This is a genomic window from Bifidobacterium choerinum, assembly GCF_000741135.1.
GTDB classification, from domain to species: domain Bacteria; phylum Actinomycetota; class Actinomycetes; order Actinomycetales; family Bifidobacteriaceae; genus Bifidobacterium; species Bifidobacterium choerinum.
The window spans coordinates 43116-58770 of sequence record NZ_JGYU01000003.1; the positions used below are offsets into that span (position 1 = coordinate 43116).

13 protein-coding genes and 1 tRNA gene are annotated in these 15655 nt (G+C 62.3%); all 14 read left to right on the plus strand.

Annotated features, from left to right (window positions below; all coding sequences use genetic code 11):
* Positions 1 to 143 precede the first annotated feature (143 nt).
* The 14 genes from BCHO_RS03220 to BCHO_RS03285 all read left to right on the plus strand — a co-directional run bounded on the left by BCHO_RS03220 (position 144) and on the right by BCHO_RS03285 (position 15335).
* Positions 144 to 1724, plus strand: coding sequence for an isopeptide-forming domain-containing fimbrial protein (locus BCHO_RS03220; RefSeq protein WP_024541055.1), 1581 nt, complete (start codon positions 144 to 146; stop codon positions 1722 to 1724).
* A 25-nt stretch (positions 1725 to 1749) separates the two neighbouring features.
* The gene (locus BCHO_RS03225) at positions 1750 to 2790 is read left to right on the plus strand and encodes a class C sortase (protein ID WP_237743027.1); all 1041 of its coding nucleotides are present in this window, start codon (positions 1750 to 1752) and stop codon (positions 2788 to 2790) included.
* Positions 2791 to 2864: 74 nt separating this feature from the next.
* The gene (locus tag BCHO_RS08745; protein WP_024541053.1) at positions 2865 to 3914 is read left to right on the plus strand and encodes a Cna B-type domain-containing protein; all 1050 of its coding nucleotides are present in this window, start codon (positions 2865 to 2867) and stop codon (positions 3912 to 3914) included.
* A gap of 1042 nt (positions 3915 to 4956) precedes the next feature.
* A complete protein-coding gene (gene rplU, locus BCHO_RS03235; RefSeq protein WP_024541052.1) occupies positions 4957 to 5265 on the plus strand; it encodes a 50S ribosomal protein L21 in 309 nt (102 codons plus the stop codon).
* Between the two features lie 60 nt (positions 5266 to 5325).
* Complete coding sequence (gene rpmA, locus BCHO_RS03240) at positions 5326 to 5577, plus strand: 50S ribosomal protein L27 (protein WP_024541051.1); 252 nt, start codon at positions 5326 to 5328, stop codon at positions 5575 to 5577.
* 433 nt (positions 5578 to 6010) lie between these two features.
* Positions 6011 to 7753 carry a GTPase ObgE gene (gene obgE / locus BCHO_RS03245; protein ID WP_024541050.1) on the plus strand — a complete coding sequence of 581 codons (1743 nt, stop codon included), beginning with the start codon at positions 6011 to 6013 and terminating at the stop codon, positions 7751 to 7753.
* A gap of 116 nt (positions 7754 to 7869) precedes the next feature.
* A complete protein-coding gene (gene proB, locus BCHO_RS03250) occupies positions 7870 to 9027 on the plus strand; it encodes a glutamate 5-kinase (protein WP_024541049.1) in 1158 nt (385 codons plus the stop codon).
* A gap of 406 nt (positions 9028 to 9433) precedes the next feature.
* Positions 9434 to 10651 (plus strand): pyridoxal phosphate-dependent aminotransferase, encoded by a 1218-nt coding sequence (locus tag BCHO_RS03255; RefSeq protein ID WP_024541048.1) that lies wholly within the window; start codon positions 9434 to 9436, stop codon positions 10649 to 10651.
* A gap of 611 nt (positions 10652 to 11262) precedes the next feature.
* A tRNA-Trp gene (locus BCHO_RS03260) sits at positions 11263 to 11335 on the plus strand.
* A 44-nt stretch (positions 11336 to 11379) separates the two neighbouring features.
* Complete coding sequence (secE, locus tag BCHO_RS03265) at positions 11380 to 11610, plus strand: preprotein translocase subunit SecE (RefSeq protein ID WP_024541047.1); 231 nt, start codon at positions 11380 to 11382, stop codon at positions 11608 to 11610.
* 118 nt (positions 11611 to 11728) lie between these two features.
* Positions 11729 to 12655 carry a transcription termination/antitermination protein NusG gene (gene nusG, locus BCHO_RS03270; protein WP_024541046.1) on the plus strand — a complete coding sequence of 309 codons (927 nt, stop codon included), beginning with the start codon at positions 11729 to 11731 and terminating at the stop codon, positions 12653 to 12655.
* A 587-nt stretch (positions 12656 to 13242) separates the two neighbouring features.
* Positions 13243 to 13674 (plus strand): 50S ribosomal protein L11, encoded by a 432-nt coding sequence (rplK, locus tag BCHO_RS03275; RefSeq protein WP_024541045.1) that lies wholly within the window; start codon positions 13243 to 13245, stop codon positions 13672 to 13674.
* A gap of 14 nt (positions 13675 to 13688) precedes the next feature.
* Entirely contained in the window at positions 13689 to 14378 is a 690-nt protein-coding gene (rplA, locus tag BCHO_RS03280; protein WP_024541044.1) for a 50S ribosomal protein L1, read from the plus strand.
* A gap of 174 nt (positions 14379 to 14552) precedes the next feature.
* Positions 14553 to 15335 (plus strand): PucR family transcriptional regulator, encoded by a 783-nt coding sequence (locus BCHO_RS03285; RefSeq protein ID WP_024541043.1) that lies wholly within the window; start codon positions 14553 to 14555, stop codon positions 15333 to 15335.
* The last annotated feature ends 320 nt before the right edge of the window (positions 15336 to 15655 follow it).

Below are 15655 nucleotides of genomic sequence, written 5' to 3' on the forward strand. Positions count from 1 at the left end.
ACAACAATTAAAGATTTGGTGCCGTCCGATCGGTTATCGCGAGACGGTACCTCCCTTGCTTGAATCAATAACGATTCTTTGCTGGGGGGAAGTAAAAACCGATTTATGAATCAAAAATTCATAAACCAATCCAAGGAGATAACATGAAGAAGGTTTGGAAGGGCTTCGCCGCCGCGGTCTCCGCCGCTGCGATCGCCGCCACCGGTTTCATCGGTGCCACCTCTGCAAGTGCAGCCCCGGTTGGTACCGGCAACATCACGCTGACCGGCACCGTTTCGGGTGATCAGTATAAGGCCTATCGCCTGCTCAACGTCACCGGCGTCAACGGCACTTCGGTTGCTTATGAAGTCAACACCAAGTACGCAGCGGTGCTGAAGACCGCGCTTGGCCTGACCGGTGGTAACGTCACCGACAAGCAGATCGTTGATGGTATTAAGAATCTGAGCACTGGCGACACCACCACCAACACCGATTCTCAGAATGTTCGTGCCTTTGCCAAGAAGGTCATGGATGCGATTACTACGGATGGTATCGAAGCTGATCTTGCCGAGACCGCTGCCGGCAACTCGCTCGCCTTCACCGGCATTCCGCGTGGCTACTACCTGTTCAACCAGACGGTGAACGGCGCCCCGGCTGCGAACACCGATTCCTCGTTCATCGTGGACACCGCGCTTGATAAGGACGCGAACATTGCCGTCAAGAACGGCACCGTGACCCTCGTCAAGAAGGTCCAGGACAACGATACCTCCAACGGTCAGACCGCCGAGCAGTGGATTGATTCCGCCGACTACAACATCGGCGATGATGTTCCGTTCCAGCTGGCCGGCACGCTGCCTGCGAACCTGACGTCCTTCAAGACTTTCAACTACGTCTTCCACGATACGCTGTCGACGGGTCTGACCCGCAACAATGATCTTAAGGTCGTCGTTGCGAACGGCGGTGTGGAAACCGACGTCACATCCAGCTTCACGCTGACGCCGGGCGAGAATGGTGCGTTCACCGTTGGCATCGCCGACATCCTTTCGCTGAACACCGACGGTCAGACGCTGGTCGACAAGGACACGACCGTCTACGTTCGCTACACCGCGAAGCTGAACACTGGCGCTGTCATCGGCTCCAACGGCAACCCGAACGAGGCTTATCTCGAGTTCTCGAACAACAGCAACCACGACGGCACCGGCAACACCGAAAACACCCCGACGGACAAGGTCACCGTCTTCACCTACAGGCTCGATGTCGAGAAGACCTTCGACGTCGGTGCTCCGGCTGAGAGCGACCTGCCGAAGTTCACGCTGTACAAGAAGAACGCTGATGGTACGTACGTCCCGTACACCAACGGCAAGGAAGCCTCCGCTGAGAAGTCCGTTGTCAAGGTTGATGGCAAGTACACCATCGCTTGGGAAGGCATCGACGCCGGCGACTACAAGCTCGCCGAAACGTACACGCCCGCAGGCTACAACACGGCTGCTGATGTTGAGTTCACCGTCACCGCTGACCATCAGATCAGCTCTGATGATCCGAAGCTGAACAGCCTTGCTGGTGGCGATACGTTCACCGGCACCGCGAGCACCGGTTCCATCTCGACCAAGATCGAGAACAAGTCGGGCAACGAGCTGCCGTCGACCGGTGGCATGGGCACCACGGTGCTGTACGTCGCTGGCGCTGCGATCGTCCTGATCGCCGGCATCGGCCTCGCGGTTGCGCTCCGTCGCCGTCAGGCCTGAGTGACACCCCACAAGGAAAGGTGACATGAGGAATCAACACTCGGCCAATCTGGAATCCCAGACTGACGGTAGTATCGATGCCTCATCCCTTACGTCGCCCGCCGGCTCCGCACAGGAATCGACGGGCGGCATCCTTATGGAGGAACAGACCATCAACGCCACTGACAACGCCACAACAACCACAACAACAAAGAAGAGCAACGTCGGACTCAACATCATGATCGTGCTCTTCGCCCTCGTCCTCCTCGGAGGCATCGGGCTTCTCGTCTATCCGACCTTCGCCAACTGGTGGAACACGATGCACGCGTCACGCGCCGTCGCCGGATACGTCGAAACCGTCAAAGACATGAGCGCGGACCAGAAGAAGGACCTCCTCGCCCAAGCCCACGCCTACAACGAACAACTCAACACGCTGCCGGACCGTTGGCACCTCACCGACGAGCAGATGGACCAGTACAACAAGACGCTTGACGTCTCAGGCACCGGAATCATGGGATACATCACGATCCCGAAACTCGAAGTGCGACTGCCCATCTACCACGGCACCGAAGACACCGTGCTGCAGATCGCCGGCGGACACCTCGCCGGATCGTCGCTGCCCGTAGGGGGCAAAGACACGCACACGGCCATCTCCGGACATACGGGACTGCCATCGGCGAAACTCTTCACCGGACTCGACAGCCTCAAGGAAGGCGACACCTTCGCATTCCACATCCTCGACGACACCTACACGTATCAAGTCGATCAGATACGCACCGTGCTGCCGAACGAAATGCGGGACCTCGACTTCGACCCCGACCAGGACTACGCGACACTCATCACCTGCACACCATACGGTGTCAACTCGCACCGACTCCTCGTACGCGGACACCGGATTCCGACGCCGGCGAACGCAGACGAGACACCATACGACAAAGCAGACAATCAGCGGACGCTCATCATCGCCGGCATCGCACTCGCCATCGTGATGTTCATCCTCTGGATCATCTGGCTCATCGTGCACCGCAGCCGCAAACGCGGACGCGACGCCGTGACCGGCGCACAGGTCAAGCATGCGGGCCGTTGACGCAGACCCGTCATCGCAACACTTATAATGAACCAAGAGAAGAAAGAACACCTCACCAACCCAAGGGGGACAATATGGAACGGCTTACCCTCGGCAGCCGCATCGCCACGGCAACGCTGTGCGCGGGCGCGTTGATCGCAAGCTTCGCCATCGGCCTGCCGAACGTCTACGCGGACGACACGGCCACGGACACGGACGTCAAAGACTCCATCACGACGACCGATGACCGCACCGATCTGGCGGCCACCGTCGTTGCAGGGGACGGTGAGGGCACCATCAACGTCCACTATGCGCACGACAGCGCCGGACTCGAAGGCGTCGTATTCCACGTCTACAACGTGGCGAAGTGGGCGAACGAAGGCGGCTACGAGCCGATCGGCGACTTCGCCGACGCTGAACAGTATCCGGTGAACTGGGATGTGCTCAACGCCGATCCGCAGACCTTCCGCGACATGGCGAACACGCTCGCCGGCTACATCGACGTCAACGGCACGAAGCCGGCGGCAAGCGCGATGACCGACGCGGACGGCAACGTCACCTTCGAAAAGGTCGGCGACGGCATGTTCCTCGTCACCGCCGAGCGCCTCGTCGAAAAGACGCTCGAATGCGCGAGTTCGGCAATGCTCGTCGCGCTGCCGAACGTGCACGTCGAAGACGGGGCGAACCAGCGCGTCGTCAACATCGAACCGAAGAGCGACTGCGTCGTGCCGGAAATCAAGACCGAGACGCTCAACGTCAAGAAGGTCTGGAAGGACGCCGGCAACAACGATCGCCCGAAGTCGATCACCGTGGAACTGCTCAAGAACGGTGAAAGCCAGGAGACCATCGAACTGTCCGACGCGAACAACTGGCAGCATACGTGGGCGGAACTCGAATCCGGCAACGACTGGAAGGTCGTGGAGAAGGACGTGCCGGCAGGGTACACGACAATCTCCGACTACGACATGACCGCTGAGGATGAAGCCAGCGTGACGATCACCAACACGAAGCCGGCTCCGCCGGTCACGCCGCAGAAGCCGCCGGCGCAGACCGGTGCCGACATCGCGCTCGTCGTCGTCGTGGCAGGAGCGGCGCTCGTGCTTGGCGTGCTGCTCATCGTGAAGAGCCGCAAGAAGGAAGCGTGAGCTGCGCGAAGTGATCGCAGCGGCTGACGCCGATTGGTAGGGAAGGCCATCCGGGAGGGTGGCCTTCCCTCTTTTTGGTATTTGGGGTGTTGTTTGGGGAGTGCTCTGCGGTTGGTGGTTGGGTGTGTTCGGTGGTTGGCGGCCCTTTGCGGGTCCCATCTAGGTTGGTTGGGTGGTATCTCGGCTGAAGAGGAGCATTTTCTCTGTAGATGGCGGGTAGCGTCTATGGCGCGGCGCGGAAATAAGTGGGGGTATACATGGGGTATCCCGAGAAAATGCTCCTCTTCAGCTGAGATAGTCGGGAGATAGGCTGATGAATCAGAGCGCTGCGGGGCGGAAAACGAGAAAGCACGAGATGGTTGGCGCAATCGGCGTGCCTGTAGACATGTGCTGCGCGTATCTGCGATTTTGGGGTGGGTTTTTCCCGCTAATCGTATCGTTGGAGCGAAAGCGGCGTTGGAAATCCAAGGAAAACAGGGCCAGTCACCCGACCTGCCCACCCCAAAATCGGAGATAGGGGGATGCCTTGCTCCAGATAACGCGCAGGCCGGTGGCGGCCCAGAGCGGGAAGTCGGCGATCAGCCTTTGTCACGGTAATCGGTCATCGGTAATCGGTCATCGCTATGCGGAAGGCACGGTCAAGATGGAATCGGTCGCAGGCGGCATGCAGGCTCTTGGTTCTGAGATTGATCGCCGCCTGCACCTCGATCGGATGGATGGCGCCATATCGCTCGATGGCGAAATCGACTTCGGCATGGCCGCGGGGATTGGCCCAATAATTCCAATAATACGGCGTGAACTGCTACGCGATGGGTGCGGTGGTTGGGGATGGTCAGCTGGCGGGAGTAGGTTAGGGGAATGCAGACGTTGGGCAGCGCGGCAGCGTCGGATGATGACGGTGTGTGGCATCGGCGAGTATCATCGGCGTGTCGCGGACGGTCAACGGATGTTCATGGGACTGTGTATATTAGATTGCTGGTGTCTGGCCGCGAGGCTCGCACGCGCCGGACAGTAAGCTTCCCAAGTGAATAAAGGAACGAATATGTACGCGATTGTGAAGGCCGGCGGCCATCAGGAAAAGGTCGAGGTCGGCGATACGATCCTCGTGAATCGTCTTGCAGCCAAGAATGGCGAAACCGTGGAATTCCCGGTTGCGCTCGTCGTGGATGGCTCCAAGGTCACCGTTGCGGCGGCGGATCTCGCGAAGATCACCGTCAAGGCGGAAGTTGTGGATGATGAGGCCAAGGGTCCGAAGATCCGCATCCAGAAGTTCAAGAACAAGACCGGCGTTGCTCGTCGCAAGGGCCATCGCCAGAAGCTGACCGCCGTCAAGATCACCGAGATCGCCTGAGTTCGCTCAGATACGGATCGGCATCGGAAGACTGCAGTCAGACACTGAAAGGAATTAGAAATGGCACATAAGAAGGGCGCGTCCAGCTCGCGTAACGGTCGCGATTCAAATCCTCAGTACCTCGGCGTGAAGCGCTTCGGCGGTGAAGCCGTCGTCGCCGGCAACATCCTCGTTCGCCAGCGCGGCACCAAGTTCCATCCGGGCAAGAACGTCGGCGTTGGCAAGGACCACACGCTGTTCGCGCTGACCGATGGTCAGGTTCGCTTCGGTGTTCGCCGCGATCGCAAGGTCGTCGACGTCGTCGCTGAGTGATTCCACTGATCGCGTAAGCACAGACTTTTGGAAGGCCTCCGCCGTTTGGCGGGGGCCTTCCTGCGTTTGCGGGGGTGTGAGTAGGCGGTGGCTGGGCGTGGCGTGGTTGAGTGATGAGTGTGAGGTGCCGTCGGTGGTGGTGTGGGTGGTTGTTTGTGGGTGTGGTCACCTGTGGAATGCCGTTTGGGGTGCCTTGATTGGTGGTGTGTGGGTGGAGCTACGCATAGGAAGTCGGAGCGGCGGCTTCGGGAGTGTGCTAGTTATGCGAATTGCGCAGGTTACGCAGTGTACGTATTGACGGTGGCTTGCGCGGCAGTCATCGCCGTCCGGCGACCCATGCTGTCGGCGATTTGCACCGTCGGCATACCGGCAGGCGACGGGCGTCGCATGCGGACGGTGTCGAGATAGCGACGCCCCTATAGAATGGTCGGTTATGAGTGACTTTGTAGATCGAGTGACAGTGCATGTGAAGGGCGGAGACGGCGGCAACGGGTCGGCGGGCATCCGCAGGGAGAAGTACAAGCCGCTGGCCGGGCCGAACGGCGGCAATGGCGGGCGCGGCGGATCGGTCATCTTCGTGGCCGATCCGAATGCGAATTCGCTGCTGGATTATCGGTTCATGCCGCATCGCACCGCCGAGAGCGGAACGATGGGCCTCGGCGACACGAAGGACGGTTCGCAAGGAGCGGATCTGCGGCTGCCGGTACCGGTCGGCACCGTCGTGTTCACCGCGCGCGGAGCGGAAGGTCAGCCGAAGCGTCCGGGCGAGGTATTGGCCGATCTGCGGCACGCCGGCGACGAATTCGTCGCGGCCGCAGGCGGCGCGGGCGGCCTCGGCAACGCGGCGCTCGCCAACAAGACGCGTCGTGCCCCGGGATTCGCACTGCTTGGCGAACCCGGCGAAGAGCGCGACGTCATCCTCGAGCTCAAATCGATCGCCGACGTGGCGCTCGTCGGCTTCCCGTCGGCGGGCAAATCGTCGCTCATCGCGGCCATGTCCGCGGCGAAGCCGAAGATCGCCGACTATCCGTTCACGACGCTCGTGCCGAACCTCGGCGTCGTGCAGGCGGGCGATATGCGATACACGATCGCCGACGTGCCGGGGCTCATCCCCGGCGCGTCGCAGGGCAAAGGGCTCGGACTGCAGTTCCTGAGGCACATCGAACGCACCGAAATCATCGCGCACGTCATCGATTGCGCGACGCTCGAACCGAACCGCGACCCGGTCGCCGACTACCGCGCGCTCGAAAAGGAACTCGCCGAATACGCGGAGGAGCTCGAACTGCCGCTCGGGGCGATCCCGATCCCCGAACGCCCGCGCGTCATCATCCTCAACAAGGTCGATATGCCGGAGGCGAAGGAACTCGCTGAATTCGTCAAGCCGGAATTCGAGAAGATGGATTTGCCGGTGTACATCGTGTCGACCGCGTCGCACGAAGGCCTCAAGGAACTCAACTTCGCGCTCGCGAACCTCGTCACCGAGATGCGCAAGGACGTCGCCGCGCGTGAGGCGAGCGCCGAGGAGGAACGCGTCGTCATCAAGCCGCTCGAGGAAGCGGGGACGCGCCGGCGCAACGGACGCAACGGCGACGTGCAGGAATTCACGATCGAACGCGAAGAAGACGGCAACGGCAACTACTGGTACACGGTCACCGGCACGAAACCGGAACGTTGGGTCGTGCAGACGAACTTCGACAACGACGAGGCCGTCGGCTACCTCGCGGACCGTCTCGCGAAACTCGGCGTCGAGGATGCGCTCAGAAAGAACGGTGCCAAGCCGGGAGACGAAGTGCGCATCGGACGCGGCGCGCGCGCCGTCGCCTTCGATTGGGATCCGACGATCGCGGCCGGCGCGGAGATGCTCGACGGCACGCAGCTCGGCTCGCGTGGCCATGATCTTCGCCTTGAGGAGGAGGACACGCGTGCGCGGCGCCGTACGAATGCGGAACGTCGCCGTCAGTACCACGAGATGATGGACGCGCGCGCCGCCGTGCGCGCCGCGATGCAGGCGGAACGCGAGGCTGGCCATTGGGCGGATCCGTCGATCGATGACGACCGGCACGACGAGACGTCGTTGTTCGGCCGAGGCGAACCCGAGGAGTATGAGGACGAATCGGATGACGGTTCGGGCCGAACGGGTTCGGGGCGAACGGGTTCGCGGGGAGACGAAGCGTGACGGGCGGCGACGGTCAGCTTGGAGCCGAAAGTCGGCTGCAGGCGGAAGACGGTTCGGCTGCGGGCGAGGAATCGGCTGCGGGCGTGACGGATGGAACGGGAATCGCTTCGGTCTCGGTGGACGACGATAGACGTTTCACGGTCGGCGATTGGACGGCCGAGGAAACGCGGCGCGCGGTCGCGGCGGCGAAGACGATCGTCGTCAAGGTCGGGTCGAGTTCGCTGACGCAGCCGTCGGGGCATCTCGATGTGGACAAGCTCGATGCGCTTTCCGGCGCGGTGGCGAGCGTACGCCTCGCCGGTGCCAACGTTGTCCTCGTGTCGTCGGGCGCGATCGCGGCGGGCTTCGGGCCGCTCGGGTTCGCGTCAAGACCGACCGACGTGGCGACGCAGCAGGCGTGCGCGTCGGTCGGGCAGGGGCTGCTCATGGCGCAGTACGAGACTGCGTTTGGGCGCTACGGCGTGCGTGTCGGGCAGTTGCTCATCACTGCCGGCGACACGATGCAGCCGCAGCAGTACCGCAACGCGCGCCGGACGATGGCGACGATGCTCGAGCTCGGCGTTGTGCCGATCGTCAATGAGAACGATGCGCTCGCCAGCAATGAGATCCGCTTTGGTGACAACGATCGCCTGAGCGCGCTCATCGCGAACATGGTGCGCGCCGATGCGCTCGTGCTGCTCACCGACGTGGATGCGCTCTACACGGCGCCGCCGAAGGAGCCGGGCTCACGCAAGATTACGTTCGTGCCGAATGTGACGGCGATGATCGACGAGATCCGTGTCGGCGGCACCGGTTCAGGCGTCGGCACCGGCGGCATGGTCACGAAGCTCGAGGCCGCGCGCATGGCGGCGGTCTCCGGCATCCCGGCCGTCATGACCTGTGCGTCGAACGCTGGACCTGCGCTGATGGGCGACAACGTGGGCACCGCGTTCGCGCCGGTCAAACACCGCGGTTCGGCGAAGCGGTTGTGGATCAAATTCGCGTCGCATCCCCAGGGCACGCTCGTCGCCGACGCCGGTGCGGCTGCGGCCGTGCGCGCAGGGCGGGCGAGCCTGCTCGCCGCGGGCGTACTTGAGACGCGCGGGGATTTCTCCGCCGGTGATGCGGTGTGGATTGACGACGAGGCCGGCAATCATCTGGCGCGCGGGCTTGTCGCCTACGATTCCGAGGAGGTGCCGGACATGCTCGGCCGCACTACGGCGCAGCTGCGGCGTCTGCTCGGAGACGAATACGCGCATCCGCTCGTGCACCGCGACAACCTCGTACTCGTGTAGAGGTGTAGAGCCGGCGTGCACGCGGGGTGGGGCGCGGGGGTGATGCGCGCGAGGATGGTGCGCGGGTGGATCTAGGCTGCCGGCAACGGCCGCTGCAAGGTTTTTTCGCCTGCAGCGGCCGTTGTGCGTCCTAGGCCGTCGAGGTGGGCCGGAAACTGGCTGGTTTGCGGGTGGGGTTGTCGGGGTGGCCGACGGGTCAGGACGGGAACTGGCTGGTTTGCGGGCGGGTTCGTCGGGGTGGTCGATGGGTCGGGACGCAAATGGGCTGGCTTGCGAGTGGGGTTGTCGGGGTGGCCGACGGGTTGGGACGGAAATCGGGGGGATTGGGAGGGTGAAAGTCCGGATGGTGAATGGGAGAGGGCGACACGGGGCTGGGATGACAACGCGAAGGGATAGCATGGAGGACATGAGCAACTCCCTTCCTCTTTCCGAAAGAATCAACCATGTTGCGCCGAGTGCCACGCTCGCGGTGGACACCAAAGCCAAGGCGATGAAGGCCCAGGGCGTTGACGTCGTCGGTTTCGGCGCGGGCGAACCGAACTTCGCGACGCCGCAGGAAATCGTCGCGGTCGCAGCCGAAGCGGTCGTCGATCCGAAGAACTACAAGTACACGCCGACGGCGGGTCTGCCGGAGCTGCGCGCGGCCATCGCCGACAAGACGTTGCGCGACAGCGGCTATGAAGTCAAGCCCGAGCAGGTCGTCGTGACGAACGGCGGTAAGCAGGGCGTGTACGAGGCGATGCAGCTGATCCTCAACGATGGCGACGAAGTCATTATCCCGACGCCGTACTGGACAAGCTATCCAGAGATGGTCAAGCTCGCCGGCGGCAAGCCGGTCGAAGTGTTCGCCGGTGCCGAAGTCGGCTTCGAGCCGAATATCGAAGACATCGAAAAAGCACGTACCGACAAGACGAAGGCAATCATCGTCACGTCGCCAAACAACCCCACCGGTGCGGTGTGGAGCGAGAAGACGATCAAGCAGATCGGCGAATGGGCGGTCGAACACGGCGTGTGGGTGCTCAGCGACGAAATCTACGAGCACCTCACCTATGACGGTGTGAAAACGACGTATATCGGCGCGGCCGTGCCGGAGGTACGCGGACAGCTCATCGTGCTCAACGGCGTTGCGAAGACGTACGCGATGCCGGGCTGGCGCGTCGGCTGGCTCATCGCGCCGCCGGAAGTCGCCAAGGAAGCGGCGAAACTGCAGGGTCACATGACGTCGAATGTCAACAACATCGCGCAATGTGCAGCGCTCGCGGCGGTCGCCGGGCCGCTCGACGCGGTCGAGATGATGCGCGAGGCCTTCGACAAACGTCGTGGCATCATCGTCTCCGCGCTCAACGATATCGAAGGTGTGCATTGCCCGACGCCGAATGGCGCGTTCTACGCGTTCGCTGACGTTCGCGGACTGCTGAACCGTCCGGTCGGCCCGAATGGACTCGAATTCGAGACTTCCTCTGATCTGGCTGCGGCGCTGCTCGACGAGGCCCACGTGGCCGCCGTGCCGGGCGAGGCGTTCGGCGCACCCGGGTATATGCGTTTCTCGTACGCGGTGGCGGACGATCAGATTGTGGAGGGCATGCGTCGGTTCAAGGAATGGGCCGAGGCGACGCGCGCCTGAGTGTGTGATGGCGGTTCGCGACGGAATCGGAGGAATCGGTTCGTCGTGAGCGGATTGACGGCGGTTGCGCTGATGCGCGGCCGCCGTTTTCGCATGGATAGGGCGGAGCGGGATGGAAATGGAGGCTGGTTTGCGGGTAGGGTTGTCGGGGTGGTCGATGGGTTGGGACGGAAATGGGCCGGTTTGCGGTCGGGGTCGTCGTGGTGGTCGATGGGTCGGGGCGCAAATGGGCCGGTTTGCGGGTGTTTTCGTCTGGGTGGTCGACGGATCGGGACGCAGTGGTCGGGGTTGTCGGTGGGGTCGATGGGTCGGGACGGTGCGGATGAGATGGGCAAGTGACGGAAGGAGGACGGGGGACTCGTGGGCGGAGAGGGGAAGCAGCGGGGAGGGGGAGATAGGGAGAAGGAGATAGGGGGAGAGGAGGGAAAGAGAGAGGAAGAGGAGAGGGGTGGTTTGCGGCGGGGACGTGCCTGAGGGGGCGCCGGGAATCGGGGAAACGTGGGCGGATTGTGAAGGAAACACACGGGATTGGACATCGTCGGAAGGATACGTTACTATTTCGACTTGGCGGTTTTGCGAAGGTCGGAGACGGCAGGTCGCAGAATCAACCTAGGGAAGTGGCGCAATTGGTAGCGCAACGGTCTCCAAAACCGTAGGTTGTGGGTTCGAGTCCCGCCTTCCCTGCAAAGACGGCGAGTAAGTTCATCGAATGTCTTTCAGGAGGGAACATGGCCAAGAAGACTGATCATGGCGAAGTTGTCGTGAAGCCGAACGTGTTCATGCGCATCGGTCTGTTCATCAAGCAGATCATCGATGAGCTGCGCAAGGTCGTGACGCCGACGAGGAAGCAGCTGTTCTACTGGTCGCTCGCGTCGTTCATTTTCGTCGTGCTGCTCATGGTGCTCGTCACGCTGATGGACACCGGACTCGGCAAGCTCGCCTTCCTGGTCTTCGGCTGATTCGGCCAAGGCGAAAAACAGGCGCAAACGTTGCGATTATAGCTGGGGGGAACCCCAGCTATAATCGTTTTCTGGTACATTCAATCGTTGAAATCAACCCCCAGCACAAAGGACATGCATGAGTGACGAAGTGAATCTCGATGACCTCAATCAGGCTGATCAGGATCAGTCACAGACGGAGGAGATTGACGCCGTCGCCGCCGCGTCGCCGAGTGAGGATGTCGCGGAAGGCATCGCGTACGACTCCGTGGACGCCGCGGAGCAGACGCCAGCCGACGGCGCCGACGCGGCTGCAACCGTGAGCATCGAAGAGGACATCGACGAGCAGGCGGACGCCGACTCGGACGCGAAATCGAGCGGCACCGCAGACGCCGACGCGAATGACGACGGTCCGGCCGCGGAGGCGGAAGAGGAAGCCGAGGAGGAGGACGCCGGTACGAAGGCCGTCAAGGAGTTCTCGAAGAGCCTGCGCACGCTCGAAGGCAAGTGGTACGTGCTGCATACGTATTCGGGATATGAGAAGCGCGTCAAGAGCAACATCGAATCGCGCGTGGCCAGCTTCGGTCTTGAAGACACGATCTTCCAAGTGGAAGTGCCGATGGAGGAAGTCGAAAAGCACACCGAGAAAGGCAAGAAGGTCGTGACGCGCGTGCGTGTGCCGGGCTATGTGCTTATCCGCATGTGGCCGGACGAGGACGCGCGCCGCATCGTGCGCGAGACGGAAGGCGTGACCGGCTTCGTCGGCCCGACGCGTGAGCCGGCGCCGCTGACCCGCAAGGAAGTCGTGCAGATGATGGCGCCGATGATCGCTTCGCAGGCGCTCAAGGAGGCGGGCGACAAGCCGGCCGCTGCGAAGAAGCGCGTCATGGAGGTCTCATACGCCGTCGGCGATCAGGTCACCGTCACCGATGGCCCGTTCGCGACGATGTCCGCCGTCGTGTCCGAAGTGGAACCGTCGACGCAGAAGCTCACGGTGCTCGTGTCGATCTTCGGGCGCGACACGCCGGTCGAACTCGGCTTCGAGCAGGTGGAGAAGCTCGTCTGAACGGTATAGTTCGGCAAGGAAACGCGCAGCCCGTCTTCGTACGGCTGCGCGTTTTTCATTGCGAGCGAGATTCGACGAGTGGTGGACGACGCGGATTGGTGGATTTGCGGATGCGGCCGTGCGCGATGCGCGTCGGCTGGACGGGTGCGCGGATGCATTTCGGCTGAAGAGGAGCATTTTCTCGGCTATGGGCCGGTATGGCCATGAAATCGGCATCGTGAGACGGATTCTGACCGGTGATACTTGAGAGTAGCGGAGAAAATGCTCCTTCTCAGCTGAAATAGGCTGCGATGGGCGTGGCGGAGATGATGGAATGAGGGAGAGCGGTATTACTTATTGCTTCTCATATGCTCTAAGAGAGTTGTGCCGGAATCGGCGAATGGATGAGGCGGTGCATGAGGGGCTTGAGGAGCGGATGGCGCGGCCGGTAAAGCGGTCGTGAAGATGTCGGGAATAGGTGGCATCATGGAAAAGTTGTGACTGGAGGGTGCGCGTTGGTGCGCCCGCTGGCACAGCACAGCAAGACAACGTTGCGGAAGGCGTGGAAACACGCCGTTTCACCGCTTCACAGAAAGAAGAACCAACTTATGGCTCCTAAGAAGAAAGTCTCGGCGCTGATCAAGCTCCAGATCGAGGCTGGCAAGGCCAATCCGGCACCGCCGCTGGGCCCGGCTCTGGGTTCCCATGGCGTGAACATCATGGACTTCTGCAAGGCGTACAACGCGCAGACGCAGGACAAGATGGGCCAGATCATCCCTGTCGAGATCACCGTCTACGAGGATCGTTCCTTCGACTTCATCCTCAAGACGCCGCCGGCGGCCGCGCTGCTCAAGAAGGCTGCGGGCGTGCAGAAGGGCGCTGACAATCCGCTGACGACGAAGGTCGGCTCGGTCACCAAGGATCAGGTCCGCGAGATCGCGGAGACGAAGATGGCCGATCTTTCCGCTCGTGACATCGAAGCCGCAATGAAGATCATCGAGGGCACCGCGCGCTCGATGGGCATCACGGTGACGGACTGAGAGGAGAGGGACAGATGGCTAAGCACTCCAAGAAGTATCGCGAAGCGGCCGAGCGCATCGATCGCAACAACCTGTACACGCCGGAAGAGGCCATTGCTCTGCTCAAGAGCATGCCGTCGTACAACTTCGACCAGACCGTCGAAGCTGTGCTCCGCCTCAACGTCGACCCGCGCAAGGCCGATCAGCTCGTGCGCGGCTCCGTCAACCTGCCGAACGGCACCGGCAAGACCGCCAAGGTCCTCGTGTTCGCCCGTGGCCCGAAGGCCACCGAGGCGCTCGAAGCCGGCGCGGACATCGTCGGTGACGACGATCTCGTCGAGCAGGTCGCCAACGGCTTCCTCGACTTCGACTCCGTCGTCGCGACCCCGGACATGATGGGCAAGGTCGGCCGTCTCGGCCGTGTGCTCGGTCCGCGTGGCCTCATGCCGAACCCGAAGACCGGCACCGTGACCATGGATGTCACGAAGGCCGTCAAGGACATCAAGGGCGGCAAGGTCGACTTCCGCGTCGACAAGAACGGCAACCTGAGCTTCCTCTTCGGCAAGCTTTCGTTCACCGCTGAGGCTCTTGACGAGAACTTCCGCGCAATCGCCGACGAAGTCAAGCGTCTCAAGCCGTCCACCGTCAAGGGCCGCTACATCACCAAGGCGACCATCACCGCGACGATGGAACCGGGCGTCCCGGTCGATCCGGCTTCGATCTGATTCGGTTTCCGATTGGTCGGCCGACTACGGCTGATTGAAGCGTCATCCCCGCTGGGCAACATGCCCGGCGGGGATTTCTTGTAGGTGGTGGGTGTTGGTCGGCGGCGTGCGTGAATCGTGAGGATGAAGAGACGAAGCTCGGAGAAGAAACGGTCGGTGGGTAGAATCGAAATCATGTTGGGCGACGAACACGCGGATATCCTGGAACTGTTGGCGGGACACACGGACGATGGCACGATTCGGGCGCTCGCGTTCGAATGCCTGATCAGCGGACTGCGCGATGAGCGCGTCACGGCACTGCTCAACGTCATCGGATGGCGAGGACAGTTCGAATGCTTCGCCGTCGGGGGAGAACCGGCCGAAAGCATGGCGGCGACGGTGGCGAAAATCGGACAGGTCATCACGGATCTCGGCGGCGCGTCGCCGCTCATCGGCGTCTATGGCGCCTTCGTCATCGTATGCGCGCGGGCGCAGGCGGCCGTGTCGCCGGGCATCGCGAGCACGAATATGCTGCCGGCGTTCAGCGAAGGGGCAGCCGTGTACGTCAGTCCGATGCGGGAAGGCGTCGAAGGGGCGAGCCATGCCGTGCGCGAAACGCTGTTCTCGTTGCAGGCGGCGCCGTCGATCGTCGAACCGGCGCGGCCGCTGCGCGCCGACGATCTGCTGCCGGAGCGCGCGCTCATCGGTGACGACATGGCGCGCGAGGAGCTGTACCGCAACGTCTATCAGGTATTGCACGGCAGCAGTGAGGACGATCCGACCTTCGTGACGGTGTCCACGTTCCTGCGGCACGGCGGGTCGCTTGAGGCGACGGCGAAGGAGCTCAACATCCATCCGAACACGGTCCGCTACCGGCTCAAGCGCGCGGCGGAGACGACCGGGTGGGATGCGACCGACCCGCGGGATGCCTTCGTGCTCAATACGGCGATCGCCATCGGTCGGATTCGGGACCGGTGAGGGCGATGGGGCGTTGGTAAGGGGCTACGGGCCTAGAAGGCGGTGATGGCGGCGACCAGGGCGGGGCTAGTTGATGGCTAATCGGTGGTTGGTCGGGATTCGGGCAACAGTCTGATTGGTATCTGCGCTGAGGGAGAGCAACTTCGTCGGATAGGGCGCCTAGCGGGCTTGCGTGGTGGCGGAAATATGCGGTTTTGGATGGGGCTACTTGGCGAATGCCGGGAAGATGCTCTCCCTCAGCGCAGATATGGTTTCGGAGCTGGCTGCGCGGTTGTTTTGGAGTGCGGTTGTGTGCGGATGTGGGGCGTTCTGAGCGAACC

What these genes read in the sequence shown, in the direction of transcription:
- rplA (WP_024541044.1), top strand. Translation starts at nt 13,689, where the DNA reads ATGGCTAAGCACTCCAAGAAGTATCGCGAAGCGGCCGAGCGCATCGAT.
- BCHO_RS03225 (WP_237743027.1), top strand. Translation starts at nt 1,750, where the DNA reads ATGAGGAATCAACACTCGGCCAATCTGGAATCCCAGACTGACGGTAGT.
- rpmA (WP_024541051.1), top strand. Translation starts at nt 5,326, where the DNA reads ATGGCACATAAGAAGGGCGCGTCCAGCTCGCGTAACGGTCGCGATTCA.
- rplK (WP_024541045.1), top strand. Translation starts at nt 13,243, where the DNA reads ATGGCTCCTAAGAAGAAAGTCTCGGCGCTGATCAAGCTCCAGATCGAG.
- BCHO_RS08745 (WP_024541053.1), top strand. Translation starts at nt 2,865, where the DNA reads ATGGAACGGCTTACCCTCGGCAGCCGCATCGCCACGGCAACGCTGTGC.
- nusG (WP_024541046.1), top strand. Translation starts at nt 11,729, where the DNA reads ATGAGTGACGAAGTGAATCTCGATGACCTCAATCAGGCTGATCAGGAT.
- rplU (WP_024541052.1), top strand. Translation starts at nt 4,957, where the DNA reads ATGTACGCGATTGTGAAGGCCGGCGGCCATCAGGAAAAGGTCGAGGTC.
- obgE (WP_024541050.1), top strand. Translation starts at nt 6,011, where the DNA reads ATGAGTGACTTTGTAGATCGAGTGACAGTGCATGTGAAGGGCGGAGAC.
- BCHO_RS03220 (WP_024541055.1), top strand. Translation starts at nt 144, where the DNA reads ATGAAGAAGGTTTGGAAGGGCTTCGCCGCCGCGGTCTCCGCCGCTGCG.
- BCHO_RS03255 (WP_024541048.1), top strand. Translation starts at nt 9,434, where the DNA reads ATGAGCAACTCCCTTCCTCTTTCCGAAAGAATCAACCATGTTGCGCCG.
- secE (WP_024541047.1), top strand. Translation starts at nt 11,380, where the DNA reads ATGGCCAAGAAGACTGATCATGGCGAAGTTGTCGTGAAGCCGAACGTG.
- BCHO_RS03285 (WP_024541043.1), top strand. Translation starts at nt 14,553, where the DNA reads ATGTTGGGCGACGAACACGCGGATATCCTGGAACTGTTGGCGGGACAC.